27 protein-coding genes and 1 tRNA gene are annotated in these 26,254 nt (G+C 40.6%); 15 read left to right on the forward strand and 13 right to left on the reverse strand.

Annotation, left to right across the window (positions count from 1 at the left end; translation table 11 throughout):
• The first annotated feature begins 154 nt into the window (after positions 1–154).
• Entirely contained in the window at positions 155–541 is a 387-nt protein-coding gene (locus FXV77_RS18290; RefSeq protein ID WP_148920689.1) for a DoxX family protein, read from the forward strand.
• 77 nt (positions 542–618) lie between these two features.
• Here the strand turns inward: FXV77_RS18290 and FXV77_RS18295 are convergent, their stop codons facing one another.
• A complete protein-coding gene (locus FXV77_RS18295) occupies positions 619–1,098 on the reverse strand; it encodes a GNAT family N-acetyltransferase (protein ID WP_148920690.1) in 480 nt (159 codons plus the stop codon).
• 110 nt (positions 1,099–1,208) lie between these two features.
• On the opposite strand from FXV77_RS18295, the gene FXV77_RS18300 reads away from it, so the two are divergent.
• Positions 1,209–1,808: a nitroreductase family protein gene (locus FXV77_RS18300; RefSeq protein WP_148920691.1), complete on the forward strand. Its 600-nt coding sequence runs from the start codon at positions 1,209–1,211 to the stop codon at positions 1,806–1,808.
• Here FXV77_RS18300 and FXV77_RS18305 read toward each other — a convergent pair whose 3' ends face one another.
• The 5 genes from FXV77_RS18305 to FXV77_RS18325 form a co-directional block, all read right to left on the reverse strand.
• A complete protein-coding gene (locus FXV77_RS18305; RefSeq protein WP_148920692.1) occupies positions 1,809–3,014 on the reverse strand; it encodes an NAD(P)/FAD-dependent oxidoreductase in 1,206 nt (401 codons plus the stop codon).
• 83 nt (positions 3,015–3,097) lie between these two features.
• Positions 3,098–3,844 (reverse strand): phosphate ABC transporter ATP-binding protein PstB, encoded by a 747-nt coding sequence (gene pstB / locus FXV77_RS18310; protein WP_148920693.1) that lies wholly within the window; start codon positions 3,842–3,844, stop codon positions 3,098–3,100.
• Positions 3,834–4,691, reverse strand: coding sequence for a phosphate ABC transporter permease PstA (pstA, locus tag FXV77_RS18315; protein WP_148920694.1), 858 nt, complete (start codon positions 4,689–4,691; stop codon positions 3,834–3,836). The genes pstB and pstA overlap by 11 nt, the downstream gene beginning before the upstream one ends.
• Positions 4,681–5,571 carry a phosphate ABC transporter permease subunit PstC gene (pstC, locus tag FXV77_RS18320; protein ID WP_148920695.1) on the reverse strand — a complete coding sequence of 297 codons (891 nt, stop codon included), beginning with the start codon at positions 5,569–5,571 and terminating at the stop codon, positions 4,681–4,683. The genes pstA and pstC overlap by 11 nt, the downstream gene beginning before the upstream one ends.
• A complete protein-coding gene (locus FXV77_RS18325; protein WP_246162518.1) occupies positions 5,561–6,343 on the reverse strand; it encodes a substrate-binding domain-containing protein in 783 nt (260 codons plus the stop codon). Before FXV77_RS18325 ends, pstC begins: the two co-directional genes overlap by 11 nt.
• Positions 6,344–6,773: 430 nt before the next feature.
• Between FXV77_RS18325 and rpsL the strand changes: the two genes are divergently transcribed.
• From rpsL to rpsJ, 4 genes are all read left to right on the forward strand, one after another.
• On the forward strand, positions 6,774–7,181 hold the full coding sequence (gene rpsL, locus FXV77_RS18330; protein WP_105715705.1) for a 30S ribosomal protein S12: 408 nt from the start codon (positions 6,774–6,776) through the stop codon (positions 7,179–7,181).
• Between the two features lie 19 nt (positions 7,182–7,200).
• Positions 7,201–7,668 carry a 30S ribosomal protein S7 gene (rpsG, locus tag FXV77_RS18335; protein ID WP_148920697.1) on the forward strand — a complete coding sequence of 156 codons (468 nt, stop codon included), beginning with the start codon at positions 7,201–7,203 and terminating at the stop codon, positions 7,666–7,668.
• 102 nt (positions 7,669–7,770) lie between these two features.
• Entirely contained in the window at positions 7,771–9,894 is a 2,124-nt protein-coding gene (fusA, locus tag FXV77_RS18340) for an elongation factor G (protein WP_148920698.1), read from the forward strand.
• Positions 9,895–9,957: 63 nt separating this feature from the next.
• A complete protein-coding gene (gene rpsJ, locus FXV77_RS18345; protein ID WP_002993539.1) occupies positions 9,958–10,263 on the forward strand; it encodes a 30S ribosomal protein S10 in 306 nt (101 codons plus the stop codon).
• A gap of 68 nt (positions 10,264–10,331) precedes the next feature.
• On the opposite strand, the gene FXV77_RS18350 is transcribed toward rpsJ, so the two are convergent.
• Both FXV77_RS18350 and FXV77_RS18355 read right to left on the reverse strand, forming a co-directional pair.
• A complete protein-coding gene (locus tag FXV77_RS18350) occupies positions 10,332–10,943 on the reverse strand; it encodes a porin family protein (protein WP_148920699.1) in 612 nt (203 codons plus the stop codon).
• A gap of 78 nt (positions 10,944–11,021) precedes the next feature.
• Positions 11,022–11,612 carry a porin family protein gene (locus FXV77_RS18355; RefSeq protein WP_148920700.1) on the reverse strand — a complete coding sequence of 197 codons (591 nt, stop codon included), beginning with the start codon at positions 11,610–11,612 and terminating at the stop codon, positions 11,022–11,024.
• 197 nt (positions 11,613–11,809) lie between these two features.
• Here FXV77_RS18355 and FXV77_RS18360 point away from each other — a divergent pair.
• Together FXV77_RS18360 and FXV77_RS18365 are read left to right on the forward strand one after the other, a co-directional pair.
• Positions 11,810–11,880 (forward strand) — tRNA-Cys (locus FXV77_RS18360).
• 28 nt (positions 11,881–11,908) lie between these two features.
• Positions 11,909–12,088: a spore protein gene (locus FXV77_RS18365; protein WP_148920701.1), complete on the forward strand. Its 180-nt coding sequence runs from the start codon at positions 11,909–11,911 to the stop codon at positions 12,086–12,088.
• 59 nt (positions 12,089–12,147) lie between these two features.
• Here FXV77_RS18365 and FXV77_RS18370 read toward each other — a convergent pair whose 3' ends face one another.
• On the reverse strand, positions 12,148–13,167 hold the full coding sequence (locus tag FXV77_RS18370; RefSeq protein ID WP_148920702.1) for an aldo/keto reductase: 1,020 nt from the start codon (positions 13,165–13,167) through the stop codon (positions 12,148–12,150).
• Positions 13,168–13,213: 46 nt separating this feature from the next.
• Positions 13,214–13,939: a 5'/3'-nucleotidase SurE gene (gene surE / locus FXV77_RS18375; protein WP_148920703.1), complete on the reverse strand. Its 726-nt coding sequence runs from the start codon at positions 13,937–13,939 to the stop codon at positions 13,214–13,216.
• A 75-nt stretch (positions 13,940–14,014) separates the two neighbouring features.
• On the opposite strand from surE, the gene FXV77_RS18380 reads away from it, so the two are divergent.
• The 4 genes from FXV77_RS18380 to FXV77_RS18395 all read left to right on the forward strand — a co-directional run bounded on the left by FXV77_RS18380 (position 14,015) and on the right by FXV77_RS18395 (position 17,097).
• Complete coding sequence (locus tag FXV77_RS18380) at positions 14,015–14,914, forward strand: diacylglycerol/lipid kinase family protein (RefSeq protein ID WP_148920704.1); 900 nt, start codon at positions 14,015–14,017, stop codon at positions 14,912–14,914.
• An 82-nt stretch (positions 14,915–14,996) separates the two neighbouring features.
• Positions 14,997–15,359, forward strand: coding sequence for a hypothetical protein (locus tag FXV77_RS18385; protein ID WP_148920705.1), 363 nt, complete (start codon positions 14,997–14,999; stop codon positions 15,357–15,359).
• Between the two features lie 34 nt (positions 15,360–15,393).
• A complete protein-coding gene (locus FXV77_RS18390) occupies positions 15,394–15,999 on the forward strand; it encodes a hypothetical protein (RefSeq protein WP_148920706.1) in 606 nt (201 codons plus the stop codon).
• A gap of 30 nt (positions 16,000–16,029) precedes the next feature.
• Positions 16,030–17,097 (forward strand): AI-2E family transporter, encoded by a 1,068-nt coding sequence (locus tag FXV77_RS18395; RefSeq protein ID WP_148920707.1) that lies wholly within the window; start codon positions 16,030–16,032, stop codon positions 17,095–17,097.
• Between the two features lie 33 nt (positions 17,098–17,130).
• Here FXV77_RS18395 and FXV77_RS18400 read toward each other — a convergent pair whose 3' ends face one another.
• Positions 17,131–18,663 (reverse strand): FAD-dependent oxidoreductase, encoded by a 1,533-nt coding sequence (locus tag FXV77_RS18400; RefSeq protein ID WP_148920708.1) that lies wholly within the window; start codon positions 18,661–18,663, stop codon positions 17,131–17,133.
• Between the two features lie 225 nt (positions 18,664–18,888).
• Here FXV77_RS18400 and FXV77_RS18405 point away from each other — a divergent pair, with 225 nt between their 5' ends.
• The 3 genes from FXV77_RS18405 to FXV77_RS18415 all read left to right on the forward strand — a co-directional run bounded on the left by FXV77_RS18405 (position 18,889) and on the right by FXV77_RS18415 (position 21,234).
• The gene (locus FXV77_RS18405; RefSeq protein ID WP_148920709.1) at positions 18,889–19,449 is read left to right on the forward strand and encodes a type 1 glutamine amidotransferase domain-containing protein; all 561 of its coding nucleotides are present in this window, start codon (positions 18,889–18,891) and stop codon (positions 19,447–19,449) included.
• A gap of 104 nt (positions 19,450–19,553) precedes the next feature.
• A complete protein-coding gene (locus FXV77_RS18410) occupies positions 19,554–20,306 on the forward strand; it encodes a 5'-nucleotidase C-terminal domain-containing protein (protein ID WP_246162519.1) in 753 nt (250 codons plus the stop codon).
• Positions 20,281–21,234, forward strand: coding sequence for a bifunctional metallophosphatase/5'-nucleotidase (locus FXV77_RS18415; RefSeq protein ID WP_148920710.1), 954 nt, complete (start codon positions 20,281–20,283; stop codon positions 21,232–21,234). Before FXV77_RS18410 ends, FXV77_RS18415 begins: the two co-directional genes overlap by 26 nt.
• Here the strand turns inward: FXV77_RS18415 and FXV77_RS18420 are convergent.
• On the reverse strand, positions 21,222–21,839 hold the full coding sequence (locus FXV77_RS18420) for a hypothetical protein (RefSeq protein ID WP_148920711.1): 618 nt from the start codon (positions 21,837–21,839) through the stop codon (positions 21,222–21,224). The genes FXV77_RS18415 and FXV77_RS18420 overlap by 13 nt on opposite strands.
• A gap of 680 nt (positions 21,840–22,519) precedes the next feature.
• Positions 22,520–25,921, reverse strand: coding sequence for a TonB-dependent receptor (locus tag FXV77_RS18425; RefSeq protein WP_148920712.1), 3,402 nt, complete (start codon positions 25,919–25,921; stop codon positions 22,520–22,522).
• Positions 25,922–26,254 lie beyond the last annotated feature (333 nt).

A 26,254-nucleotide genomic window follows, 5' to 3' on the forward strand; every position in this document is an offset into this window, starting at 1 on the left:
CGTTTAAATCAGAAAGAGTCTGCTTATCAATTGTAAACATAGACATCGATATAACTTCATTAGTGTTGTTCTGTTTAAATATACAAATTTCTTGTCCTATGTAAAGCTTATCATCTGAAAATGCTCGTAGCTTAGATGACCAAAAACAAACAACATGAAGAAGGGTAAAATTATTTTTTGGGCTTCAACAATTTTCATATTCTTGTTTGAAGCTGTGATGCCACTTAGTTCGGTTATTTTTGTTCCCGAGCAGTTCAATGTCGGCACAAAACCGTTGGGGTATCCTGATTATTTTGCGTATTCGCTTATGATCTGTAAAGTACTCGGTGCGACAGCCTTAATAATTCCCAGCCTGCATCCGAAAATAAGAGAATGGGCGTATGCCGGTTTGACGTTTAATTTAATTTTTGCCTCCTTAAGTCATGCTGTAGTAGATGGTAACATTGGTTTTATTTTACTGCCGATTGTTATTGGAGGGATACTCGCTGTTTCCTATATCTATAATCAGAAGGTGAACCGTCATTTAATCGCACAATCATAATGTAGCAAAAAAAATATACTTGTGGAAATAAAAAGGTAATTTTTGATGGTTTTATGAAATAATAAATTTTCTGCCGATTATTTGCGAAGAACAAGTTTTTCTGTAGGAATGCCGTCTTCCTCTCCTACGAAATAGCTTTTGAAACCAAATTTTTCTAAGAGCCGTTTTGAAGCCACATTATCGGGGTCTATAACCCCGATAATATCATCGTTAGGTGCTATCTCCGCAGCTCGTTCCAAAAGTTTTTCACATATTTTTGTTCCGACGCCCTTTCTCCAAAAGGCGTGCTGCAGGAGATATCCTATTTCGAATACGGAGCAGTCGTATTTGTATCTTACGAGCTTACAATCTCCAATCAATCCAACATCATGATCTATAACTTTAAAATAGCCCAGCAACTCATTTTCTTCATTAATCTGCATAATAGAGGCAAATTTTTCCTTTGCTTGTTCTACCGACATCCCTTCTCCAGTAATGTATTTCATAACACGACCGTCCGCAACCAGAGAACAGTAGATGTAAAAATCCTCCCAAGTGTATTTTAGAAGTTGAAGCATAAGAAAAGTTATATATATTGAAATTACATTATTTAAACATTTGGTATCTATATCCAAAAGACGAAATAATTAGCTTTGCCAAACATAAACAATTAATAACATTTCAGCGTATGCATTTTTTAGACATTGCCAAAAACAGATATAGCACAAAACAATATAATCCAAACGAAAAAATATCAGAAGATATCGTTCAACAATTAACGCATATCTTACGGTTAAGCCCCTCCTCTATCAATAGCCAACCTTGGAAGTTTACGATTATCTCCGATACAAAAACCAAAAGTGCATTAGCGAAGGTATCATACCACAATCTGGAAAAAATCAAGCAAGCAAGCCATTTAGTTGTATTCAATGTAATTGATAACGTAGAAAAATTTGAGAATGAGCACCTCTCGCAATTACCCGAAACCGCGGCAAACTTCTACAATCAACGTGTAAAATCATTAGGTGAAGCGGGCATCAAAAATTGGATGCAGCATCAAGTTTACCTTTCGTTGGGCTTTTTCCTCGCCGCCTGCGCAAGCATGGAAATTGATTCGACTCCTATGGAGGGTATTCAACAGGAGGAGTACAACAAAATATTGAAATATGATGGGTATACAGCGCTATTTGCGGTTGTGATCGGTCATAGAGATGTAGCGGATTTTAACCAGCCTACTCTCAAACCAAAATTCCGACGACCGCTAGAGGAGGTCGTGGAGCGTATATAATTATCTCCCAAACGCGAAATATGGTGTCAGTAGGTGTTTTTTCCCTTGCAGCCAGTTGGAAACCATCTCCATCCCTGTAACGGAAAAAGTGATACCATTTCCACCAAATCCTAACACGAAATAGGAATTTTTAAAATCCTTATGTTCGCCGATGTACGGTAGTCCGTCTTTGGTTGTGCCGAAAGTACCCGCCCATGCGAAATCTGAATAGAAAGGGACATGAGGTAGGTACCTCTCAAATAAATTAAGTAGTTTCTGCTCCTTTCTACTGATCAAAACATCACGTTTCTTCTCGTCACGGAATTCTTCATCCTCCCCACCGATAAGCATTCGGCTATCGTCTGTTGTCCGAAGATAGATATATGGCCGTGCCGTATTCCATATCAGTATATCTTTATATTTCTCACTTTCTTCGGATATCACTTCCGATACAATCGCATAAGTACTGACCAGGTCGACGAATTTTTCCTTAATCATAGCTGCGCTCTCATAACCCACACAGTATACAATTTTTTTACATTTAATTTTAGCGCCGGTGTTTAGCATCACTTCGTTCTGACGCACTTTATAGGTGACGTTGGCGAGTTCGGTTTTGTCGTATACCTCCAAACCTTTTTTTACATTGTACGCAAGCATTTCGTGAACAAACAGAAAGGCATCCATGCTCGCGCCTTGTTTGGACGATATACCGCCGTATGCCTTTTGCAAGTCGTATTTTTTGAGGATGTCATCCGCTTCCATCCATTTCACGTCAAACCCTACTTTCTTTCTTGCTTCAAATTCTTGTGTTAGCCATGCTACATCCTTTTTCAAAGCAGCAAAATAAAGAGAATCTTTCTTGGTAAAACCTGCCTTGGATTTAATTTTTCGGACGAGTTCACTCAATTGGTCTATTGCCTGGTAGCAAGCCCTATAGCTTGCCACAGCACCTTTCTCCCCTATCATTTCAATTAGCTTATACAAAGGCGTGTCAATTTCATACTGTAGCATGGAAGTTGTTGCCGACGAACTGCCATTGGCAATCTCCCTTTTATCAATCAGTATCGTTTTAAAACCATCTTGTACACATTGATGTGCAATTAAGCTTCCCGTAATACCGCCGCCCACGACCAAGACATCACATACGGCATTTTCCCTTAATGATGGAAAGCTGTTTATCACGCCATTTTTAACTAGCCAAAATGGTTCATTAGATTTTAAGTCCATAAATATCGATTTATACCTTATAACAAAATTATAAATCAATAGTTTTAATAACCCCTTCCATACAATTTTAAAACTAGTCCGCCCTATCCAAACTGACCATGAATATAATTGGCAGTCATTTCATTTTCCGGAAAATCAAAAATCTTACGGGTAGACCCCTCTTCTTTAATTTCTCCTAGATATAAGAATACCGTTTTGTCCGCAATACGTTGGGCCTGCTGCATATTGTGCGTCACGATAATAATGGTATACTTCTTTTTTAGGTACACAATTAATTCTTCAATTTTCAGTGTACTAACAGGATCAAGTGCTGAACACGGCTCGTCCATTAGAATCACTTCCGGTCTTAAAGCCACGGCTCTAGCTATACATAAACGTTGTTGCTGACCGCCCGAAAGACGCGTTGCGGGCATCTTCAAATCATTTTTAACTTCTTCCCAAAGAAAAGCCTCGCGCAAGGCTTTCTCCACGATTGATTTATCACACGGCAGATTATTGATACGCAAACCATAAGCAATATTCTCATAAATACTCTTAGGAAAAGGATTCGCTTTTTGAAAGACCATACCTATTCTCTTCCGTATCTCTGTAACAGGAACTGATCTTGCGTATAAGTCTAGATCCTCCAACTTTAGTGTGCCCGTAATCTTGGCATCGGGGGAGAGATCGTGCATCCTATTAAAGGAACGCAATAACGTACTCTTTCCACAACCAGATGGGCCTATTAAAGCGGTTATTTCATTTTCGACAAATTGTATATCGATATTTTTCAGTACCTGTTTGGTTCCAAAACTTATATTGAGCTTTTCAGCGGATAGCTTAACTTTCATTTTTCCTGTATTTAAATCGAATATAGAAGGCGGTCAAATTCATAAGAAACACAACGATAATCAATACCAGGGCCGTTCCGTAGGCGATAGGTCGTACTTCATCGATGGATTGATGTTGCGTAGAAAGCATATAGAGATGGTAAGGTAAAGCCATAAACTCCTGGTTCAGATAACCACTAGAGCTGTTAATGTAGAAAGCTGCTCCAGTAAACAGTATTGGCGCTGTTTCTCCTGCAGCTCGTGATAAAGTAAGCACTACCCCTGTCAGTATACCCGGCATAGCAGAGGGCAATACCACATCTTTAATAGTCTCAAATTTAGTTGCTCCTACGGCCAATGCTGCTTCCCTTGTACTATTAGGGATACGCATTAACGCTTCTTCCGTAGTCGTTATAATATAGGGCAAGGACAGTAATCCCAATGTAAGTCCTGCGGCAAGCAAAGACGTTCCCAATTGTAGAGCTTGAACAAATAAGGCTAATCCAAATAATCCATAAATGATCGATGGAACCCCCGAAAGATTACGAATAGAAGCTCTGATTGTCCGTGTCAACCAGTTATCTTCCGCGTATTCATTTAGATAAATAGCACAACAAACACCAAACGGAATGGCGAACAGGGCAGTAAGAATCGTTAACATGACCGTACCAATAATAGGTGTTAAAATTCCACCTCTGGTCATCCCATTGCTAGGAACCTTACTTATAAAATCCCATGATAGTTGTCCCGCTCCTTTTGAAACGATTTCCCAAATAACAACGATCAGAAAAAAACACACCAACGCGGTGCTTAATAACAACGTTCCCCATTCTATAACAGCAGATAGTTTTGACGGTTTAAACAGCATGGTATTTCCTAAAACGGTTAATAAAATATTCACCTAACATATTCGCGGCCAATGTCATTAAAAACAATACCGTGGCGATTGCATAAAGGGCAAAATAATGTGTAGTTTGATACGGAACCTCTCCCATCTCTATAGCTATAGTGGCCGTCATCGTTTTGACAGAGTCAAACATACTGGTCGGCAAAATAGAGGCATTGCCCGTTGCCATCAGAACAGTCATCGTCTCTCCAATCGCTCTACCGACCCCTAGCATAACTGCAGCGATAATACCAGGTGCTGCCGCCGGAATAATTACCTTACGAAGTGTTTGCCATTTAGTCGCTCCCACTGCGTAACTGGCTTCTTTATATGTTTTCGGTACGGCATGTATAGCATCTTCCGCTATCGTAATAATAGTCGGCAATGCCATTACCGCTAGTAAAATCGCTCCATTCAAGGCATTCAATCCATTCGAAAGATCGGCTAAATTTGCTATACCCGGGCTTACAATAACTATCCCTAAGAAACCTATTACAACAGAAGGAACTGCAGCCAACATTTCAATGGCAGGTTTCAATAAATTTTTTACACGCGGCGTAGCATATTCCGCAATATAGGCTGCTGTACCGATTCCTAGCGGAATAGCAATAAGCATAGCGCCAAAAGTTACTATCGTCGTGCTAAGAACTAAGGGTAGCATTCCATACTTCGGCGTCTCGGATGCCGGACTCCATTCCATACCGGTAATAAAGTCTAAAGGTTTTACATCTAGAAAAAACGAAAAGGAATTATATACCAGCATCGCCAGAATACCTCCTAATAAAATCAAAACCAAAAAACCTGTTCCTTTAAATACAATTTTGAAAAGAATATCTAAGGATAAACGAGCTTTATATTTCATCTTGTTGACTGTCTAATATATAATATCCGTGATCCTCGATGAGCTTTCTACCAATAGCACTTCGTTCGAAAGCAATAAAAGGACGAACCTTATCCCAAGATTCAGCTAAGATAAATTGGTATAAGGGACGTTGAAAAAAATAGCTTCCTTGGTTAATCGCTGCTTCATCCAATGGAGAAACCGCTTTTTCGCCTTTTTTTTCGATAATCTTTAACACTTTTATTCCTTGAGACGCTAAAGGATCGTGAGCGACATAACCAGCTCCTACATATCCTATTCCTGTTTTATCTGCTTTTACACCTTCAATAATTTGTGCGTTTCCAGTCATTTCTTTGGCTGTATTAGAAAATTCGATCGCTAGCTTTTTCTTAATAAACGTGTGTGTTCCTGAACTACTTTGACGACCATAAATATTAATCGGGTAGTTTACATCAGTCAGTTCCGACCAATTTCTCACTTCGCCGCTTAAAATCTTAGCTAACGTTTCAACATCAATTTCCGCTATGGGCAGATCTTTATGAACGACAAAAGCAGTAGCGTCTTCCGCAAAGACTACCGTTTTCAATGCAATCTTTTTTTCTTTAAACTGCTGTCGTTCTTCTTCGGAAAGGGGTCTAGATGAGTTCGCGATATCTGCCTGTCCATTTAAAAGTGAAGTTATACCCAATCCGGACCCACCGCCCGAAATGGCAATGCTAAAAGTAGGATCTTGTTCCGTGAATTGCTCTGCAAGATTAACAGCAAGATTAACCTCTGTATCCGAGCCCTTCATCTTTATCGAGTTGCTGCTATTGCTGCAAGAAATAGACAACAATGTTACAAGGAGTCCTATGTGTGGAAACAATTTTAATAGCCTCTGTTTCATCTTTACAAAGATTAAAAACATATATTAATAAATTGTTAATTATATATTAACAACTCATTCTTTGTTTAATATAAATATTACCTAAAAACGAGCTTAACTACACCCTTTTGCGTGAAACTATCTTTAATCTTTTTCTTAGCTGGTAATAATTTAGGCGCATTCGATCATAATAGAGCGCTAACATCAGTAAGCCAACCGAACTACCATGGAATTTCTAAAGATCCTTCGACAGGTCTAATAAAATTTTATACCCTAACTATTTAATATTCAAAACAGAATCACTATCTTTGCAGTCTTAAAAATTAATTTTCAACAAATTAAAAACAAAAACAGGTAAATGCCTACTATTCAACAATTAGTTAGAAAAGGTAGAGTAGCTCTGGTAGACAAGAGTAAGTCTCCAGCGTTGGACTCATGTCCACAGCGAAGAGGTGTGTGTACACGTGTATACACGACTACCCCTAAAAAACCAAACTCAGCAATGCGTAAAGTCGCTCGTGTACGTCTTACCAATGGTAAAGAGGTGAATGCCTATATTCCAGGTGAAGGACACAACTTACAAGAGCACTCTATCGTGTTAATCCGTGGCGGTCGTGTGAAAGACTTACCAGGTGTTCGTTACCACATTATCCGTGGCGCTTTGGATACCTCTGGTGTTAATGGTCGTAACCAACGTCGTTCTAAATACGGAACTAAGCGTCCTAAACCAGGACAAGCTGCAGCTCCGGCAAAAGGTAAAAAATAATTAAACGGAGGGAAAGAAAATGAGAAAATCAAAACCAAAAAAGAGAATCATTTTACCTGATCCAAAGTTTAATGACGTTCAGGTAACACGTTTCGTAAATAATATGATGGTAGACGGTAAAAAATCTATCGCTTATTCCATCTTTTACGATGCAGTAGAATTAGTAGAACAAAAAACACAAGAGAACGGTTTAGAGACTTGGAAAAAAGCGTTGAACAACGTTATGCCAGCTGTAGAGGTTAAGTCTCGCCGTGTAGGTGGTGCCAACTTCCAAGTTCCTATGGAAGTACGTCCAGAGCGTAAAATCGCTTTGGGTATGAAATGGTTGATCTCTTACTCTCGTAGACGCGGTGAAAAAACCATGCGCGAAAAATTAGCAGGAGAAATCATTTCCGCTTCTAAAGGTGAAGGTGCTGCTGTGAAGAAGAAAGAAGATACGCACAAAATGGCGGAAGCAAACAAAGCGTTCTCACACTTCAGATTCTAATATCGTGAAATTGATTACACAACTATAAGGGATTACACAGATGGATATTATTGAAGTCTGTGTAATCCTTTTTTGATCTGTGTGATTTCATTTAAAAACAAAATGGCAAAAGATTTAAGTTTAGTAAGAAACATCGGTATCGCTGCTCACATTGATGCCGGTAAAACAACAACAACAGAGCGTATCTTATTCTACTCTGGTGTTAACCACAAAATCGGCGAAGTGCACGAAGGTGCTTCTACGATGGACTGGATGGCGCAGGAAGCTGAGCGTGGTATCACGATTACTTCTGCCGCTACGACGGTATTCTGGAATTATCGCAACAAAAAATACCAGGTAAACGTTATTGATACACCGGGACACGTAGACTTTACCGTAGAGGTAAATCGTTCATTGCGTGTATTAGATGGATTGGTATTCTTGTTCTCAGCAGTTGATGGTGTAGAGCCACAATCCGAAACAAACTGGCGTCTGGCTGATGGCTATAAAGTACCTCGTATCGGTTTCGTAAATAAAATGGACCGTTCAGGAGCTGATTTCTTGAAAGTTGTTAAGCAAGTGAAAGAAATGTTAGGTTCTGAGGCTGTTGCATTACAATTGCCTATCGGTGCAGAAGATAGTTTCGAAGGTGTAGTCGATTTGATCAACAACCGTGGGATCGTATGGAATGTGGAAGATAAAGGAATGACCTTTACAGAGGTTCCTATCCCAGATGATATGGTAGACGAAGTTGCGGAGTACCGTGAGAAATTATTGGAAGCTGTTGCTTCTTATGACGAGTCGTTGATGGAAAAATTCTTCGATGATCCGAATTCATTAACGGAGCGCGAAATCCTTGACGCTTTGCGTAAAGCGGTATTGGATAATGCTATCGTCCCTATGGTATGTGGCTCATCTTTTAAAAACAAAGGTGTACAAACCATGCTTGATTTAGTGATGGAATTATTACCTTCTCCATTGGATATCGAAGCGGTTAAAGGTACAGACCCTCGCAACGAAAACGAAATCGAGCGTAAGCCATCTGAATCTGAACCTTTCGCAGCGTTAGGATTTAAGATTGCTACTGACCCCTTTGTTGGCCGTCTTTGCTTTATCCGAGCATATTCGGGCGTATTGGAAGCGGGTTCTTACGTTTTAAATACGCGTTCAGGCAATAGAGAACGTATCTCCCGTATCTTCCAAATGCATGCCAACAAACAAAACCCAATCGAGCGTATTGTTGCTGGTGATATTGGTGCTGTCGTTGGTTTTAAAGATATCAAGACAGGTGATACGCTTTGTGATGAGAAGAACCCAATCGTTCTCGAATCTATGGTATTCCCTGAGCCGGTTATTGGTTTAGCGATCGAGCCTAAAACACAAGCTGACGTGGATAAATTGGGTATCGCATTAGGTAAACTAGCTGAAGAAGACCCTACATTCGTTGTAAAGTCGGATGAAGAAACTGGTCAAACGGTTATTTCGGGTATGGGTGAGCTTCACTTGGATATCTTGATCGACCGTTTGAAACGCGAGTTTAAAGTCGAAGTTAATCAAGGTGCTCCGCAAGTAGCTTACAAAGAGTCTATCAATGGAACTACGGAACACCGTGAAGTATACAAAAAACAATCCGGTGGTCGTGGTAAATTTGCCGACATCAAAGTGGTGGTTTCTCCTGCTGATGAAGATTTTGATCCGATTAAATCACCGCTTCAATTCGTCAACGAAATCGTGGGTGGCTCTATTCCAAAAGAATATATCCCTTCGGTACAGAAAGGATTTGAAGTATCTATGAGCAATGGTGTATTGGCAGGTTATCCACTTTCAGGCATGAAAGTTCGTTTGATCGATGGTTCATTCCACGCAGTCGACTCCGATTCGCTATCATTCGAACTGGCGGCTAAGATGGCTTACCGCAATGCGTTACCTAAATGTTCTCCGGTATTGATGGAACCTATCATGAAGATAGAGGTATTGACTCCGGAAGAAAACATGGGTGATGTCATGGGTGACTTGAACCGTCGTCGTGGCCAAATGCAAGGTTTGGATACACGTGGTGGTGCACAAGTTATCAAAGCGCACGTACCTCTTTCGGAGATGTTTGGTTATGTAACGCAATTACGTACGATTACTTCTGGCCGTGCAACTTCTACAATGGAGTTTGACCACTATGCAGAAGCACCTCGTAACGTACAGGACGACGTAATCGCTAAATCGAAAGGTAAGATTAAAGCTATTGAAGATTAATAATAATTTACCGACCACTGGTTGTGAATAGCTCTAATCAGTGGTCATATTAAACAAATAAAAATGAGCCAAAGAATCAGAATTAAATTGAAATCTTACGATTATAACTTGGTTGATAAATCAGCTGAGAAAATCGTGAAAACGGTAAAACCTACAGGTGCAGTAGTAAGTGGTCCTATTCCATTGCCTACAGAGAAAAAAATCTATACGGTTTTGCGTTCACCACACGTTAACAAAAAAGCACGTGAGCAATTCCAATTGTGTGCTTATAAAAGATTGTTGGATATCTATTCATCAAACTCTAAAACTGTTGATGCATTGATGAAACTTGAATTACCTTCAGGTGTTGAAGTGGAAATCAAAGTGTGATAGATTTCAGTTAAACAAAAATAGGCTGCTTTTTTCAAAGCAGCCTATTTTTTTAACAAGGTTGTTTCTTAGAATTGATAGCCTACACCAATAGACCATACACGGTTTTTAACAGTAGCTCCTTCAATATCTTTCATCATATTAGTCAATCCCAATCCATAACCGATATTAATCAAAAAACCATTGTTCAATTTGTACCCACCTAAAAAGTTAAGTCCGGCATCAAAAATATTGAGTCCGGCATCATCAAAACTTCCACTTTCACTAATGTTACCAGCAGACGTCTTTACACGAACACCCAAACCAGCGTACGGACCAGCACCAAAAAACAACTTTCCTACCTCTCCGGTCGGAATATAATATACAGCATTTACAGGGATTTCAATATACATTAAGTCTTCCTTTACTTTCTCATTAACCCCAACAAACTCACCTGATACAGTGCCACCTTTGCCTTGAAACGAAACCCCAGGTTGAATACTGAAATTATTCGCCACTGTTATATCTGCATAACCTGTCACATAAAATGATGTTCTCGTATCCGATGTAAACGTAATATTTCCCCCGCTCGCTTTATATTTAGCAAGATTAACGCCGGCTTTCAATCCATAAGAAGTTTGCGCAGTAGCAGCGGTTATACCACACAATACAACAGCCATAAATGATAATATTCTCTTCATAAATTATAAATTAATAAAAACAAATATAACAAAAAAGGCTATCTTAATGATAGCCTTCTTCGAAAATTCTTGTTCCTATTAGAACTCAAAACCTACTCCAGCAGAGAACACGCCGTTTCTAAGATTACCGCTTCCTACATTATTCAAATTTCCAAGACCTAGCCCATAACCTGCGTTAACCAAAAAACCATTAGTTAACTTGTATCCAGCTAAAAAGTTAAATCCCCAATCGAAGCGATTAACTTCATCATCTGCTGAACCGAAATTAATATCATACGATTGTCCTCCTCCCTTTACTTTTCCGGAAAGCCCTAATGCTGCATAAGGTCCGGCACCAATAAATACAGAACCCGTATATCCCGTAGGGATATAATATACCGCATTTACAGGAATTTCTAAATACATCAGATTGGTTTTCACGTCATCAATCTTTCCGCCTTTCCCTTGCAATGACAACCCCGGTTGGATCGCAAAATTAGCAGCTGCCGGAATACTAGCGTAACCGGTAACATAAAAATTAGTAGAGGCATCAGTTGATTCCGTCACACCGTTTCCGGAAGCGTTTAGCTTGGGAAAGTTTAAACCTGCTTTTGCTCCCCAAGATGTTTGGGCTTGTGCTCCTGCAGCCAATAAAAAGGCTGCTCCTAATGAAAGTAAAATCTTTTTCATACTCTTTTAAATTTGTTATTACAATGTAGGAAGTACAATATTCAGACCAAAACATCGATTCCCTATTAAAATGCAATTAAATGACATTATACTTCTAATGGTATAAATACTTTAAGATACTTTTATCACTTTACTTTTTCAATTAGTTGGATATGTCAAAAGTAAGTTTTATTTTTGCATTCCCTTGAACGGGAAAGGGTCGGATGGCCGAGTGGCTAGGCTGAGGTCTGCAAAACCTCCTACAGCGGTTCGAATCCGCTTCCGACCTCGTTTTTAAAGACAAAAAAAATTGAACCATGGGAGTTACACGTTTAAAAAGAAAAGATAGAAGAAACAAAACCACTTCACGTATGGAAGTGCAGTTTTTGAAATTAGGGCGCGATGTTGAGTTAGGCTCAAAAAGTAAAATGCCTAAAAATAGCCAAATCACGAAGAACAACGAGGTTTTGGATAAATTAGTTGCAAAGGCAAAATAATAATCGTTTTTAACGATAATAAAATAAGAAGGAGGACACTATGGTTCCTCCTTCTTATTTTATATAAGCCCTTCCTGTCGCATGACGCTCCAGAAATCAGCGGAAATATCTTTTGTCGCCATTGCAGCGTTGATATGAACTTTTTCAGATTTCGTGGTATTCAGCGCCACACTGCAGACTCCAGCGATATTAAATCCGAAGTTAAAACAAGCTTCAGCTGGTCGTATGTCAAACGCAGCGCACAGCGCCCAGAATTTATCTCGCCAAGCATATAGTGCTTTTCCCTCCTTAGCATCTTTATCAATCAGTTGGTAGTTGTAATAGTCGCTTCCTACCAGAAAACCGCCATTAAAGACGGCGGAGTTAATGACGGCTACCCCTTTTTTCCCCAACCCTTCTATAAAATCAATAAGTCCTTTCGGATGGCTATGTACTGTTAGGCTGTTGGCTATCATCACCCAGTCTAACGATACATCTTCTGCTATCCGTTGGATAATCTTCCAATCTTTTGCTCCAACTCCTATGCCCAAGACTTTCCCTTCAGCCTTCAGTTCCGTAAGTGCGCGGTAGGCATCCAAAATATCTCGATAAAGTTTCTCTTCTTCCTCCGGGCTCTCCGCGTTAGCTAAATATTCATCCGGATCATGCACCGAAACCAATTGTGCTGTATAATCACCTAGCAGTGCATTACCTTGATGAAAACATGCTAATATACCATCGTAGCTTATTTTTTGCACTGCGTCATTTTCCAATCCTTTCCATACACCTGGTTCGAATGTAGGCTCTGTTGTGGTCAGCGGCACTTGGTACCAACCTAATTTATTACTGATTAGCACATTGGAAGGTTCTACATTCAACCGCCTTAAACTTTCCCCTATCGATTCCAAAGAGAGACCGGCACCATACTTCCCCGCCGTGTCAAATACTGCTTTCCCCGGTGCGTGTTTTATGCATTCCGCAACAATAGCTAACTTTTCTTCGAAAGGCACTTCTACATATAAATTGCCCAGTCCGCTTGTTCCAAATATTATAGGAGGTAATTGAGTACTTAAATTTGGATATCTGTTGGTATTTCCCATGTGATGTTCTTTTCTTAATCGAACGAATGGATGCAAATATATATAATTAAAAATGAGATTTATCTTTGAGTATTTTTTCATCCGTCAAGTCCAGACGTAAGGGCGTAATGGAGACCATATTATTTTCTACTGCCCAGCGGTCGGTTCCTTCTTCTGCTGGTTCCAATGGCGTTACCGTAAACCAATAATGCTTCCTCCCTAATGGATCCGTTCCGGGAACAATAGTACCGTCGTATAATCGAACCGACTGTCTTGTCCATACAATATCCGTGGGATCGGGTGGGAAATTGACATTATATAACGCGAGTTCCTTATTTTTCAACAAGAGCTCTAATGTCTTCGCCACATACGTCTCTAAATGCTCAAAATCAGGCTCGTCTTTTCCAACAGGTGTGCTCAAGGCTATTCCCTTAACACCAAACAGCACAGCTTGTTTCGCCGCTGCTAACGTCCCTGAATGCCACATAGAATTTCCAAGATTAGGCCCCATATTAATCCCAGATAAAACTACATCCACATTTTTCCATAAATGCATTCCCATCGCCACACAGTCAGCAGGTGTTCCGTTTACGCGGTGGGCTTCTATATCTGGAAACTCAATAGGTGATTTTTTATAGCCTAAAGGTCTTGAATGTGTTACCGCATGCCCCATCGAAGACTGTTCTACATCCGGTGCAACAACCCGCACTTCTCCAAAATTCTTTGCCACTTTCGCCAGGGCTGCAATACCCGGGCTGTATATGCCGTCATCATTCGTCACTAAAATTCTCATAACATCTTTTCTTATTTATTTCTTAATTTAACAACAATTAAGCCCCTAAAAATGTTCTCCTATTAAACATTATACATGAAGCAGGTAATCTTATTACATAACCCCAACGCCGGTGAAGAAGACCATTTTAAGGCTGATCTCACTAAAGCCATCGAGAAAGAAGGGTATCGATGCACCTATTTTTCAATCAAAGAAGACGAGCAGTGGAAGGACCAATTTTACGAAGCAGATTTTGCTGTCGTGGCTGGTGGCGATGGCACAGTGCGAAAAGTCGTCAAAGAACTAGTCCGAAGAGAAACAGTCAACACAAGGATAACCATGGCACTACTACCTATGGGTACCGCAAACAACTTGTCCAAGGCATTGTCCTTAGACAAAGAGACAAGCTTTGAGAATCATGTGAAGGCTTGGAAATATAACAAGCGTCGACGATTTGATATCGGTACACTTACCTACGACGACCGTTCTGATTTTTTTCTAGAAGGTATAGGGTATGGTATATTTCCGACCCTCATCCAAACAATGGAAAAGGTAGACGTCAGCCATTTAGACACAACAGAAGAGCACTTGCAATTGGCTTTGGAAAAACTGCATCAAATTGTTTTAACAGCAGAAGCATATCATTACACGATCTACGCGGATAAAAGAAAATATGAAGGCAGGTATCTTTTATTGGAAGTCATGAATATCCCATCTATCGGCCCCAACCTCATGCTAGCCCCAGCAGCTCAAATAGATGATGGCTATCTGGATTTAGTGACGATTACCGAAAAAGAACGGGATGCATTCGCATTACATATCAAAAAAATTATCGATCAGAAAAAAACGTCTTTTGATTTTCAAACGCTCCGAGCGAAAAAGATCAAGATACAATCCATTAACAAAAACATCCATATCGACGACAAATATGTATCCACATCTAATGGATTCCTCACTATAGAAATACATGAACATCTTCTTGATTTCCTCAAGTAAAGAAATATGGAAACAACACAGGTAAACATAAAAGCAAGCTGACTGTTCAATAGAGTAACGAATAAAAAAATATAATAATCAGATGAAAACAAGTCATAACATTACGTTTGGAAAGAAAACGCGTATTATAATCGCGACGATTACCCATACTCCGGGAGGCACGGAAGAAGAATTTGGAGACGCGGAAGGTCAGAAAATTAACAAAGACCCAATTATAGGAGGTGCAGATGATGTATACCGTGAGAACCCTACGGACGATCTGCGGGATTCTGATTTTGTAGATGCAGAACCTCTTCAAGAAGATATCGATCATGCAGCGAATGGTGGTGAGCAAACAAATAACAATCACGAAACAGAAGAACTTGGTACGCCTTCTGATTCAGAAGAGGAAAATATAGACATCAGTAACCTCGAGGATAATGAGGATATCATAGGTGAGGGTTAACTGTTTTATACGATGTGGATAAAAATAAAAGCATATGGAAAAGAATATTCCGAAACAAGTAGAGGGTAAATCCCTAGACTGTTTCAAATCTGTAAACCTATCGTCCCAAGAGGAGGCTACAAGATTTTTTGAGCGTATAAGAAGCAAGTTATTGGACGTCAATCGCTGGAACGAAATAACGAAGGCGCTTTCTGCTACATTTACCATCATAGACGCTTCCGGTCGTACAATGGAACGTCCTGTGCAAAAAGACGACTATATCCGAATCGATATTCCCGGTCCTGGGCTCCCTTCAGCCAAAGGATATGACTGGGTACAAGTGGAAGGTATTGCGGAAACCGCGGATGCCGAAAGTGCTCGCATCCTTTTGATATTAAGACCTTGCCCCGACCCGACACAAGAGCTTACGGATACGGCACACTTCTTTAAGCGGCTTGCAACTTCGTCTTTTCTTGTACAACAAAAAGGCAGTCATATTTCACTGCACTATGCAGGGCGTAATGAAATAATCAATACGGACAATGAGTCTATGCTGGACAATTTGCGCAATTTTATGGTCGGCTTGGGGGCGAAAATGGGTGCGTCATTTCCGCAATGGAAGGCGCTGGTTGAAGGGCTTGGCGACGTTGACAGCCACTAATGTAGATTATTTCACCTTTGCAAGAACCGTATGGACAAAGCAATTTCTAGCGTATTAAAAGTAACCTTCACCCTCGTTTTAATCGTTACTATCTTGTATTATGGTAAGGGTATATTGGCTCCGCTAGCCATTGCCTGCATTTTATCTATGCTGTTTGTTTCACCTTCGGGTTGGATAGAGAAGAAGGGTTTGCCGCGATGGTCAAGTGCACTGATTGCAGTCGGTATCCTCGTAATCTGTATCGTGGGACTTGGTTTTCTTTTGAGTTGGCAATTGCAAAACTTTGCCGAACAAATCACCTCTTTAAAACAAAACCTGTCCCAAATACTTTCCAATTTACAACACTGGATACAAGACCGGTTAGACATCGATCAGGGCAAACAACAAGCGATAGCAGAAGAGCAGATGAAAGGCCAGCGTACAGACGGCGCAGGGGTCCAGCAACTCGTCTCCGGCTTTTTTGGTCTGCTTGTAGATTTCATCTTGGTATTAGTATATACTTACCTTATACTCTTTTATCGCTCTCGACTTAAAAATTTTCTACTCAAAATAACCCCATCCAAAGATCAGGAGAAAACCATGGAGATCGTAGATTCGGCAAGCCAGGTGGCAGCTAATTATATGACTGGACTTGCGAAGATGATTGTGGTGTTGTGGATCCTATATGGGGTAGGATTTACAGCCATTGGAGTAGAAAACGCGTTATTTTTTGCTGTGATCTGCGGATTATTAGAGCTGGTTCCTTTCATAGGAAACCTAACGGGGACAGCGATAACCATATTGGGAGTAACGGCTCAAGGTGGCGAAACCAATATGATTTTAGGCGTTGTATTGATATATGGTTTTGTCCAATTTGTTCAAACATATTTGCTGGAACCCCTTATTGTAGGAAATGAGGTGAATATCAATCCGCTGTTCACCATATTTAGCTTAGTGGCAGCAGAAGCGGTATGGGGTATCCCAGGTATGATCCTCGCGATTCCCATTACAGGTATGATCAGGATTATATGCGACCGCATTCCCCGTTTACAGCCCTATGGTTACTTGATCGGTAGCGAAAAAAAAGCTAAAAAATCATTCTGGAAGCGTAAGAAGTAGCTTCCGGCACCAGTTCTTATTCCTTTTTGTTTTCTATTTTTTCTTTTCAAGTTGCCATATTTTCAGCGGTGCGACAGAGGGCCCATTCAGCAAGCTTCCGTCTGGCGCATATCGCGCTCCATGGCATGGACAATCCCAGCTCCGCTCGGTGTTATTCCATTTGACGATACATGCTGCATGGCGGCATACCGGATCGATAGCAAACAATTCGCCTTGTTCACCCTTAAACAGTCCTATTCTTTTACCTTTATAATTCAATATCTTTCCTTCGCCCCGACCCAATTCTGCTAGTTCTTCTATTTCTTCCAGAAAAAAACGATCTTTTACAAAGTGCTTTGCGACATCGTAGTTTTCTACAAGCAGATTACGGATTGCCGAAAGCGGTCCTATACGACTAGGCGAATAGATGTCTTGAAAATCTGTTTTCCCATGCAATACCAGATCTGCCATCATGGAGCCGCCCAGCGTTCCGAAAATCATTCCATTTCCACCATAACCCGAAGATAGTAGTTCCCGGCGGTGTTTCTTACCAGGATAATAGCCAATAAAAGGCAAGCTATCTTGGCTTTCATAATATTGAGATGACCATTCGTATATCTTTTTATTTACCACATAGAGACTTCGAACGTACGCTTCCAATTCACGGAAGTTCTTTTTTTCATTATCGTGGTGAGCCGTTTTATGATCCTGCCCGCCTATTAAAAGATAGGATTTACCTCCTTGTTCTACTGTTCGGAAGTAATGGAAGGGCTCCTGCATATCATAGACCAACGCTTCCGGCCAATCTATCTGGCGCATTAGTTCCCATACCTGTATGTAACTTCGATACGGAGCTAAGCGAAAGTTCATCAATTGTATACCCGGCGGTGTGTGCGTAGCATAAAGAACAAAATCGGCAGAAAAAACGTCACCTTCAGCAGTTTTGGCGACAAGCATATCGTTTTCCTCCTTTACATGCTGCACGACCGTCCTTTCCCTGATCTGCCCCCCTAGACTGATGTAAGCCTTAGCAAGCCCAGCGAGGTATTTCGTCGGATGGAATCTCGCCTGTTCTTCGAATTCGATGGCATACATAAACGAAGCTGGAACAGGAATTTCATCCACTTCGGAACAGGGAATTCCTACTTGCTCCAATGCCTCTTTAATTTCTTTAAGCTCTTTCTTCTCTTCCTCATTTTCAGCATACATAAATCCGGAACAGCGTGTAAAATCACAGTCAATTTCATATTGATCTTTATTTTTGTTGATGATCGATATTGCTTTTCGTGTCGATGCTACTACTGTACGTGCTGCTTCCAAGCCATGCTGCTCAATAATATCGGTATACGGCGTATCAAGTACCGTATTTATATGGGCAGAGGTGCCGCTCGTAGTACCAAACCCAATTGTATTTGCTTCCATGATGACACATCTTCTACCAGCTTCCTGCAGCTTCAAGGCTGCCGTAAGCCCTGTAATACCCCCACCAACAACAATTATTTCGACATGCTCTTGATCGCGGGGTGCGGACAATCCCGGCACAGTGACTTCCTGCCAAATACTCTTGTTTATTCCATCTCTTTGCATAGCGTTCTATTTATTTTAGTGTCTCTCTCCTTTAATAGAATGCTCAAAGAAGCTTTCTTGTTTCCTACGTGTTACAAAACGGGTAAAATTATGTCATTTTGCGTATTTTTCGTAGGTGTTGAACGAGGACCGCTTAAGTATTTTCAGTTTTTTAGAACTAGATAATTCTTTGGTTGTTCTTTGATTGAAGAATGTTCTATGTAAAAAATTTAAAGGATAAGTGCTATGGGAAAATTAAATGGAAAAAGAATCGCCATATTGACGGAAGATGGTTTTGAACAAATTGAGTTAACAAGTCCAAAAGAAGCTTTAAAAAATGAGGGGGCACAGGTAGATATCGTTTCGCCGCAAGAGAAGGTTGTCCGCTCAAAAAAAGGAGATGAATGGGATGATGAATATCCCGTGGATACGCCATTAAATCAAGCGAGAGTCGATGACTACGATGGATTGTTGATTCCTGGCGGCGTGATTAATCCGGATAAATTGCGTACGAATGAAAGAGCACTTTCTTTTGTGCGTGATTTCTTTGCGGCAGGGAAACCTGTGGCAGCTATCTGTCATGGCCCTCAAGTATTGATCGATGCGGAGGTAGTAGAAGGCCGTAAGCTTACTTCAGTGGCAGCAATTAAAAAGGATTTGATCAATGCGAAAGCACGATGGGAAGATACCCAGGTGGTGACGGACCAAGGACTGGTCACTAGCCGCACACCAGATGACCTGCCCGCTTTTAACAGAAAAATTGTGGAAGAGTACGCAGAGGGAAAACATGCTGGGCAACATACGTAACGCTAGGGTAGTAACTATTTTTTAACCAAAATACAACAAAAGGAGAACGTCAAATGTTCTCCTTTTTATTTTTAATATTTAGTTTTACTAAAAATTTGGACTGTATGAAATATACTGTATTGTGGTGTTCTTTATTTTTTGTTGTGTTATCGTTATCTTCCTGTAAAACGCAATTTCAACACCAGATAAATAAAGGTCAATATTATCAGATTGATACCTCAATCGTTGCTGACAGCAGTATTATTACTTACTATGCACCTTATAAAGCAAAATTAGAAACGGAAATGAACCGGGTAATAGGCTATGCAGACCATTATATCACGCGTAACCGAAATGCACCCGAGAGTCTAATGGGTAATTTTTTTGCAGACGCATTATTGTGGAAAGGGAAGCAGCTGGATCCAGATGTACAGGCGAGCTTTGCGACAAAAGACGGTATCCGGGCGGATCTCCATGCCGGGAATGTGACAGTAGGCAATATATTCGAGGTTATGCCATTTGAAAACGCAGTATGCATTTTAACGCTGAGCGGCGGCGATATGTTGCGTTTAGCGGATTATATGGTCAAAACTGGTGGGCAACCGGTTGGTGGCATGGAGCTAGTCATCGAAAACGGAAAGGCGAAGGAGTTTTTGATACAGGGTAAACCGATTGCCCCAGACGCCCTCTATAAGCTAGTTACTTACGACTATCTAGCAAATGGCGGGGATTATATAACATTTTTTGATAATCCTATTGCACGCAAAGATTATAATCAACTTCTCCGTGAAACATTAATGGAATATGTTTCAGATTTAGCAAAACAAGAAAAACACGTTCAAGTAAAATTAGATGGAAGAGTTCAAATCATTAAATAGAAGAAACTTTATCAAGCAATCGCTCACCTTAGGAGCGATAGCAACCTTCGGTTCTTTTCCGGTACAAGCAGCAACTGCTGCGAAAACCAAGCATTTGACTATTTTACACACAAACGATGTCCATAGCAGAATCGATCCTTTTCCTATGGATGGTTCGCGGAATCAAGGTTTGGGTGGAGTGGCCAGACGGAGCACATTAATCAATAGGATTCGCCAAGAGGAAAAAAATGTACTGCTGGTAGATTCCGGAGATATGTTCCAAGGGACTCCTTACTTTAATATGTTTGATGGAAAGCTGGAGTTGGAATTGATGTCTAAATTGGGTTATGAAGCCGGAACATTCGGCAATCACGAATTTGACAATGGAATGGAGAGGCTCGCTGAACAACTCTACAACGCCAATTTTCCTTTTTTGACTGCGAATTATGATTTTTCAGGAACGTCACTAGCGGGTCGTACACGAGAACACATCATTATTGAAAAAGGAGGTATTCGTATCGGTATTACCGGTGTAGGCATCGACGTAACAGGCTTAGTAGACCCGAACAACCATAAAGGCATGGCTTACCTTGACCCCGTTCCCGTTGTGAACCGTATCGCCAAAATGCTCAAAGAAGATAAAAAATGTGACTTAGTTGTCTGTCTCTCCCATTTAGGATATAAATATGAAGACGATAAGGTGGATGACTTAAAGCTCGCTGCTGGTTGTCGGAATGTCGATATTATCTTAGGTGGGCATACACATACGTTTCTCAACGAACCTACCCGAGTGCGTGACCTAGATGGCAACGAAGTGTGGATAAACCAGATGGGATTTGCCGGCATACGTCTGGGACGCCTAGATGTTGTTTTCAACAAAGCTACGGGGGAGAAAAAAGTAATCGCACAGCATTATACAGTTGGCGAGGAAAAAGTTTATACGACATAGCCACGCACGGTGTCACTGTAGTTCGGCGTAGGATCAGCACCTAGATAGGTTACCCTGAACTCGTATTCCTGCAGATGCTCCAGATCCTGAATCACCGTTTTTGATTTTGTGCTCAATACTTTCGTCCATTCGATCCCGCTTCCGACTTTGCGATATTCAAATTGGCAATACCGGGCAGGTCTCCAGCTTTCGACACGCAACTGTACGGCGTTGTTGCCGCCTTGATAGATCTCCACACGCAGATCATGCGGTTTTGGTGACGATCCAACGGAGCCGGCCGAACTTTTACTGGGCATATACCCTGCGGCCAAGATAATATTGGGATCGCCATTGGCCACAACCTCCACATAGAGTGCATACCGGTACAGCACCTGCTTTAATGTTGCGGCATATTGGTTTTTAATAACAATTTGCCGCATGTCACGATACGCCGCTTCCGCCAAACCATTTCTGTAGGCTTTCAAAGCAGCTTCCAATTCCACGATAGTGGATGCGGCCTGCGGAAAAAGCACAGCGTTTTCCTGCGATTTCTTTAATATGTTTTCGGCATACGTCAACAACTTTGCTTCCGTTCCGATTTTTGAAAATAAGGTAGGCTTTGCCATAGTCATAAAATTTAAAGTTAAACAAATGTTTACGGTTTCAAATATAGGACAGGCTGCTATCAAACATGGGGTCTATGTGTGCAAACTTTTCCGCACAAGTGCGCTTTTTTTTGCATTTTTAGTCACCTTAGGGCTAAATCAGTACAAAATACGATTCTTAAGCATTTTAAAGTGTGTTTTTTAGTAAGTGGATACTCACCGTTTTGCATGCATAATGGGGCAAAATGCACGCGTTATGGAGTGATGTGCCTACGTAAACGTGTGAAGTATATGCACATTGGAAATTTAACGATGCGTTTTACAAGAAATAGTATGGAGGTTGTCACAGTGTGTATACTGGTTAAGAAATTATGCAGGCGTAATAGCAAAAAATAAAAACGATTTGCAAGAGAATGTATTGATGCCCGTTATTCTTGCATACGCTTTGTCGTGAAATTCATACTAATTGAAACAAACTGCCTATATAAAGGTAGTATTTCCAGGCGTTTTGGTGAATTACACTAGCAAGATATACGATTGCGTTATGGAGCTGAAGTATTAGGTTTCCCTACTGCATTGTCTTGATAGGAGTTTATGCTGCTGTGATTGTAGGAGCGAGTATTGTATGAGATTAAAACAATAAAGGCACGATAAATCGCGCCTTTACATACTATAATAATTTAATTAAAATTTGATATTATTTAAAAGATATACCTTACCCCCAACTGCATTTGCCACGTAGTAGATAAATCGCTCGTATAATCCCGGAAAGGTGTGGTTGCCAATTCTCCGTCAATCATATTCATATTAAATGATGGAACTCCAGAAGCTGGAACTGCCCCTGTAGTCCACAATAATTGTTGTGCAGGAGTCAATGTACTTCGGATACCGGAGCTTTTGCTAAGAAGGTTACCAAAATTAATGACATCTAAACTCAACTGTAAGGTATGTCTACGAGGACCGATATTGGTAAAGATATCCTGTAAAACACGTACATCGAAACGGTTCAGCCATGGCATTAAAAATGCATTTCTTGGCAAGTACTTTCCCTTATATTTACTTAATCCGTTTTCCGTTATAAATGATTCAAGTGCCTCGCGTTGCTCAGCAGCAGTTTTTACCACATTCCCATCATTGACGATATCCACAAGAGGAAGGTCATTTAAATTTTTAGGTAAATAAATAAGATCTGCATTTTGTCCATCGTTATTAATATCTGTCCCGTAGATGTACGAGAACCGGCCTTGATGCGCACCGTTATAATATACACCAACCGTCGTCGCTAACGTATTTGCATATTCGATGCGATAGCTTACATTCGCTACTATACGATGAGGAACAGCAAAATTGGATTTATATAAGAATTGATCGTTCGGACCATGAATATTAGCGGAAGCTCCCCAAGCGGAACTTGCATTTGACCCCGTGTTACCGGTCACTTCACGCGCATCTGAATAAGTATAAAATACACTACCACTAAACCCTTGATAATTTGGTACACTTAATCCCAAAGTCGCGCTCAATGCATGGCCTTTTACGTTGGTATTCGTCAAAACGGTGGCGTTGTTGGCTCCGATAGCATTATTATATCTCTGTGCTCCCGAAGGATAAAAAGACCGGTTGTCACCGTAGTCACCTGCCTCGTCGGACGATCCGTAATTTAAGAAAGTATTCGATGTCACACGATTTGCGCCGAATTGGAACACCGCGTTAATATCCCTAGTATATAGAAAATCTCCCGTCAAGACTAACGGTGTATTCGGAATTTGGTAATCTCCACCAATACTGGTGCGCCAAACCATCGGCATTTTAAAATCTCTGTCTACTAGTGCAAAAGAGCTGGGTGCTCCTTCATTTGGTGTACGGATAAATACATCTTCCGCTCCCTGAGGAACATTATTCAGGTGATAATATTGATCCGGGTTAAAACGTACATTTCCTATCCATCCTTGTACATCGCCATAAGACCCTGGTTCAACAACGTTTTGTAACACACCAGCATTTGTCGGCATATTGGTCAACCATACAAAGGGTACGCGACCCGAGAAGAAGCCTGTTCCTCCGCGTAGTACTAAAGAACGGTCTCCAAATACATCATAATTGATGCCTAACCGAGGCGAAACCAACAGTCTTGATTTAGGCCAAAGTCCCGAATCGTAATTTTTTGGCATACCATTGACATCTAGAAAGGTAAGTTCATCTATGGACGGATTCGCTGTTAATTTATTCATATAAATTGGTAACTCTGCACGTATACCATAGGTCAACGTTAAGTTGTCAGCTACCGACCACCGGTCTTGCGCATATAGGGACGCTAATCCAAAATTGACTCTTGAATACGTATCCTGTCCTTCATACGGATAGGTCAATCCGAACATAATTGGAGCCACCTCATTCGGTCTACCGGTTGTTAAGAAATCCTCAACTGAGTTATAACGATAATAGGAGCTCCCCATACGGATATAACTATTTCCGAAGTTTTGAATCTCGAATGCCGCACCAAAAGTAAAATTATGTTTGTCAGCCTGTAAGCTAAGGTTATTGATAAATGAATAATTATTGTTGATTACGTCATTATTATAGGAAAACAATTCCGTACCAAAACTCATGTAATTATTATGGAAACCGGGTTGAGCATTTTCCGCAATTTGTTCTGGAGTCCGGTTATCCAGAAACTCCTGATGGCTACCATCCCCTATGTCTACAAACGGGAACAAATGGTTACTTGGTGTAGTCCTCGTATCTTGGATACGTGTATAAGTTGCCAAAAACTGATTATTCCATCTTGAATTAAAATTACTATTAAGTTCCGCCGTAATAGAACGTACGATATTTTTTGCTCCATAATTAGCATTTTCAAAGGCAATCGAATTTTGGCCTACACGATTATATGATTCAAAATCAGCCCGAGGACGCGGTCCTGAATTACCATTCGCCAAATTCATGGACTCTCCAATTACTTGATTGTAACGAAGGGCAAGTTTATGTCTGTCATTAATATTCCAATCCAATCTTGCCAGAAACTTCGTACTCGCTTGCTTAGCTTCATTTGCATACCCTTCGTAACGACCAGGATCGTATCCCCATTGGTTAATTAAATGATTCCGAACAGCTTCCAAATCTGCACGAGATGTTCTTGCAATATTATTAGCTGGATCGGCTACACCATTTTCAGAAGCACGCCATAAGTTTGCTCCAGAAGCATTAGCACCCGTCGCCTCTTCACGCTCTGCATTTACAAAAAGGAATAACTTATCTTTCACAATTGGTCCACCCAAACTAAAACCAAAATTTTTCTTTACCGCATCAGTTTTCTCTAACGTTACGTCACCGATTTTATGACCTTGCAAATTCTGATTTTGGAGAAAATAATAAGCAGTACCCGTTATTTCATTCGTACCACTTTTTGTAATTGCATTGATACCTGCTCCCGTAAAACCCGACTGGGTAACATCAAAAGGAGCTATATTTACCGAAATAGCCTCAATCGCATCTAATGAAATAGGTTGAGATTTTCCTCCCGGAAGCGGGTCATCATTCAACCCAAATCCATTGTTAAAGTTTGCACCGTCGATTTGCAGATTGTTATAGCGCGCGTCACGTCCCCCAAATGAGGTTCCATTGGCTTGTGGTGTCAATCGCATAAACTCCGTGATACTCCGATTTACTTGTGGCAACTCCTGCAATTGCTTTTGACCAACGCTTGTCGACGCACCTGTTTTTTGGTTACGCACTACTTGACCTGTAACAGTGACTTCCTCCAACGACATCGCATTTTCGCCGAATGTAGGATTTAAAACAAAAGGCTGTCCCAATTGCAAGTAAATATCTTCATAAACCACCGGACTTTGCCCAACATAAGTTACTTCTACACGATAAGGACCTCCTACGCGCATATTCGCTAAATTAAAACGGCCCGCCACATTGGCAGAGCCAGAATAAACCGTTCCTGAAGGTACATGGGTTGCCTTGATCGTTGCTCCAACTGTAGCATGTCCTGTAGATTGCGTTACGACCCCTTGCATACTACTTGTCGTCACTTGGGCATGGAGTGCTCCATAACTTGCCAGGCTTAAGGCGAAGATTAGTAAAGATTTCTTCATAATCAACTTTTAGTTTGTTGTCTGTTTTAAAATTTAACAGGACAAAGTTATATATATAATATGAGTACTTTTACCACTTAACACAAACTTAATATCGAATTTACAAACAATAAAAACCGATTATTCGTTTAACGATAAAAAAACATAAGTTTTATTCTGTTTTACATAAAATAAAAATTGCTTTACGTATAGCATGCTATATGCATACGAAGGAAAATGAAAACAGATCGATAAAGGTTTATTTCGTCAACAAGGAAGTTGTAATAGCGCAGTCTACCGATGAAGGACCATTGGAAATATTATGAATATTTACGTATAGAAGATAGGTTCCGA

The organism is Sphingobacterium phlebotomi (assembly GCF_008180195.1).
Classification (GTDB): domain Bacteria; phylum Bacteroidota; class Bacteroidia; order Sphingobacteriales; family Sphingobacteriaceae; genus Sphingobacterium; species Sphingobacterium phlebotomi.

What these genes read in the sequence shown, in the direction of transcription:
- FXV77_RS18290 (WP_148920689.1), top strand. Translation starts at nt 155, where the DNA reads ATGAAGAAGGGTAAAATTATTTTTTGGGCTTCAACAATTTTCATATTC.
- FXV77_RS18295 (WP_148920690.1), bottom strand. Translation starts at nt 1,098, where the DNA reads ATGCTTCAACTTCTAAAATACACTTGGGAGGATTTTTACATCTACTGT.
- FXV77_RS18300 (WP_148920691.1), top strand. Translation starts at nt 1,209, where the DNA reads ATGCATTTTTTAGACATTGCCAAAAACAGATATAGCACAAAACAATAT.
- FXV77_RS18305 (WP_148920692.1), bottom strand. Translation starts at nt 3,014, where the DNA reads ATGGACTTAAAATCTAATGAACCATTTTGGCTAGTTAAAAATGGCGTG.
- pstB (WP_148920693.1), bottom strand. Translation starts at nt 3,844, where the DNA reads ATGAAAGTTAAGCTATCCGCTGAAAAGCTCAATATAAGTTTTGGAACC.
- pstA (WP_148920694.1), bottom strand. Translation starts at nt 4,691, where the DNA reads ATGCTGTTTAAACCGTCAAAACTATCTGCTGTTATAGAATGGGGAACG.
- pstC (WP_148920695.1), bottom strand. Translation starts at nt 5,571, where the DNA reads ATGAAATATAAAGCTCGTTTATCCTTAGATATTCTTTTCAAAATTGTA.
- FXV77_RS18325 (WP_246162518.1), bottom strand. Translation starts at nt 6,343, where the DNA reads ATGAAGGGCTCGGATACAGAGGTTAATCTTGCTGTTAATCTTGCAGAG.
- rpsL (WP_105715705.1), top strand. Translation starts at nt 6,774, where the DNA reads ATGCCTACTATTCAACAATTAGTTAGAAAAGGTAGAGTAGCTCTGGTA.
- rpsG (WP_148920697.1), top strand. Translation starts at nt 7,201, where the DNA reads ATGAGAAAATCAAAACCAAAAAAGAGAATCATTTTACCTGATCCAAAG.
- fusA (WP_148920698.1), top strand. Translation starts at nt 7,771, where the DNA reads ATGGCAAAAGATTTAAGTTTAGTAAGAAACATCGGTATCGCTGCTCAC.
- rpsJ (WP_002993539.1), top strand. Translation starts at nt 9,958, where the DNA reads ATGAGCCAAAGAATCAGAATTAAATTGAAATCTTACGATTATAACTTG.
- FXV77_RS18350 (WP_148920699.1), bottom strand. Translation starts at nt 10,943, where the DNA reads ATGAAGAGAATATTATCATTTATGGCTGTTGTATTGTGTGGTATAACC.
- FXV77_RS18355 (WP_148920700.1), bottom strand. Translation starts at nt 11,612, where the DNA reads ATGAAAAAGATTTTACTTTCATTAGGAGCAGCCTTTTTATTGGCTGCA.
- FXV77_RS18365 (WP_148920701.1), top strand. Translation starts at nt 11,909, where the DNA reads ATGGGAGTTACACGTTTAAAAAGAAAAGATAGAAGAAACAAAACCACT.
- FXV77_RS18370 (WP_148920702.1), bottom strand. Translation starts at nt 13,167, where the DNA reads ATGGGAAATACCAACAGATATCCAAATTTAAGTACTCAATTACCTCCT.
- surE (WP_148920703.1), bottom strand. Translation starts at nt 13,939, where the DNA reads ATGAGAATTTTAGTGACGAATGATGACGGCATATACAGCCCGGGTATT.
- FXV77_RS18380 (WP_148920704.1), top strand. Translation starts at nt 14,015, where the DNA reads ATGAAGCAGGTAATCTTATTACATAACCCCAACGCCGGTGAAGAAGAC.
- FXV77_RS18385 (WP_148920705.1), top strand. Translation starts at nt 14,997, where the DNA reads ATGAAAACAAGTCATAACATTACGTTTGGAAAGAAAACGCGTATTATA.
- FXV77_RS18390 (WP_148920706.1), top strand. Translation starts at nt 15,394, where the DNA reads ATGGAAAAGAATATTCCGAAACAAGTAGAGGGTAAATCCCTAGACTGT.
- FXV77_RS18395 (WP_148920707.1), top strand. Translation starts at nt 16,030, where the DNA reads ATGGACAAAGCAATTTCTAGCGTATTAAAAGTAACCTTCACCCTCGTT.
- FXV77_RS18400 (WP_148920708.1), bottom strand. Translation starts at nt 18,663, where the DNA reads ATGCAAAGAGATGGAATAAACAAGAGTATTTGGCAGGAAGTCACTGTG.
- FXV77_RS18405 (WP_148920709.1), top strand. Translation starts at nt 18,889, where the DNA reads ATGGGAAAATTAAATGGAAAAAGAATCGCCATATTGACGGAAGATGGT.
- FXV77_RS18410 (WP_246162519.1), top strand. Translation starts at nt 19,554, where the DNA reads ATGAAATATACTGTATTGTGGTGTTCTTTATTTTTTGTTGTGTTATCG.
- FXV77_RS18415 (WP_148920710.1), top strand. Translation starts at nt 20,281, where the DNA reads ATGGAAGAGTTCAAATCATTAAATAGAAGAAACTTTATCAAGCAATCG.
- FXV77_RS18420 (WP_148920711.1), bottom strand. Translation starts at nt 21,839, where the DNA reads ATGGCAAAGCCTACCTTATTTTCAAAAATCGGAACGGAAGCAAAGTTG.
- FXV77_RS18425 (WP_148920712.1), bottom strand. Translation starts at nt 25,921, where the DNA reads ATGAAGAAATCTTTACTAATCTTCGCCTTAAGCCTGGCAAGTTATGGA.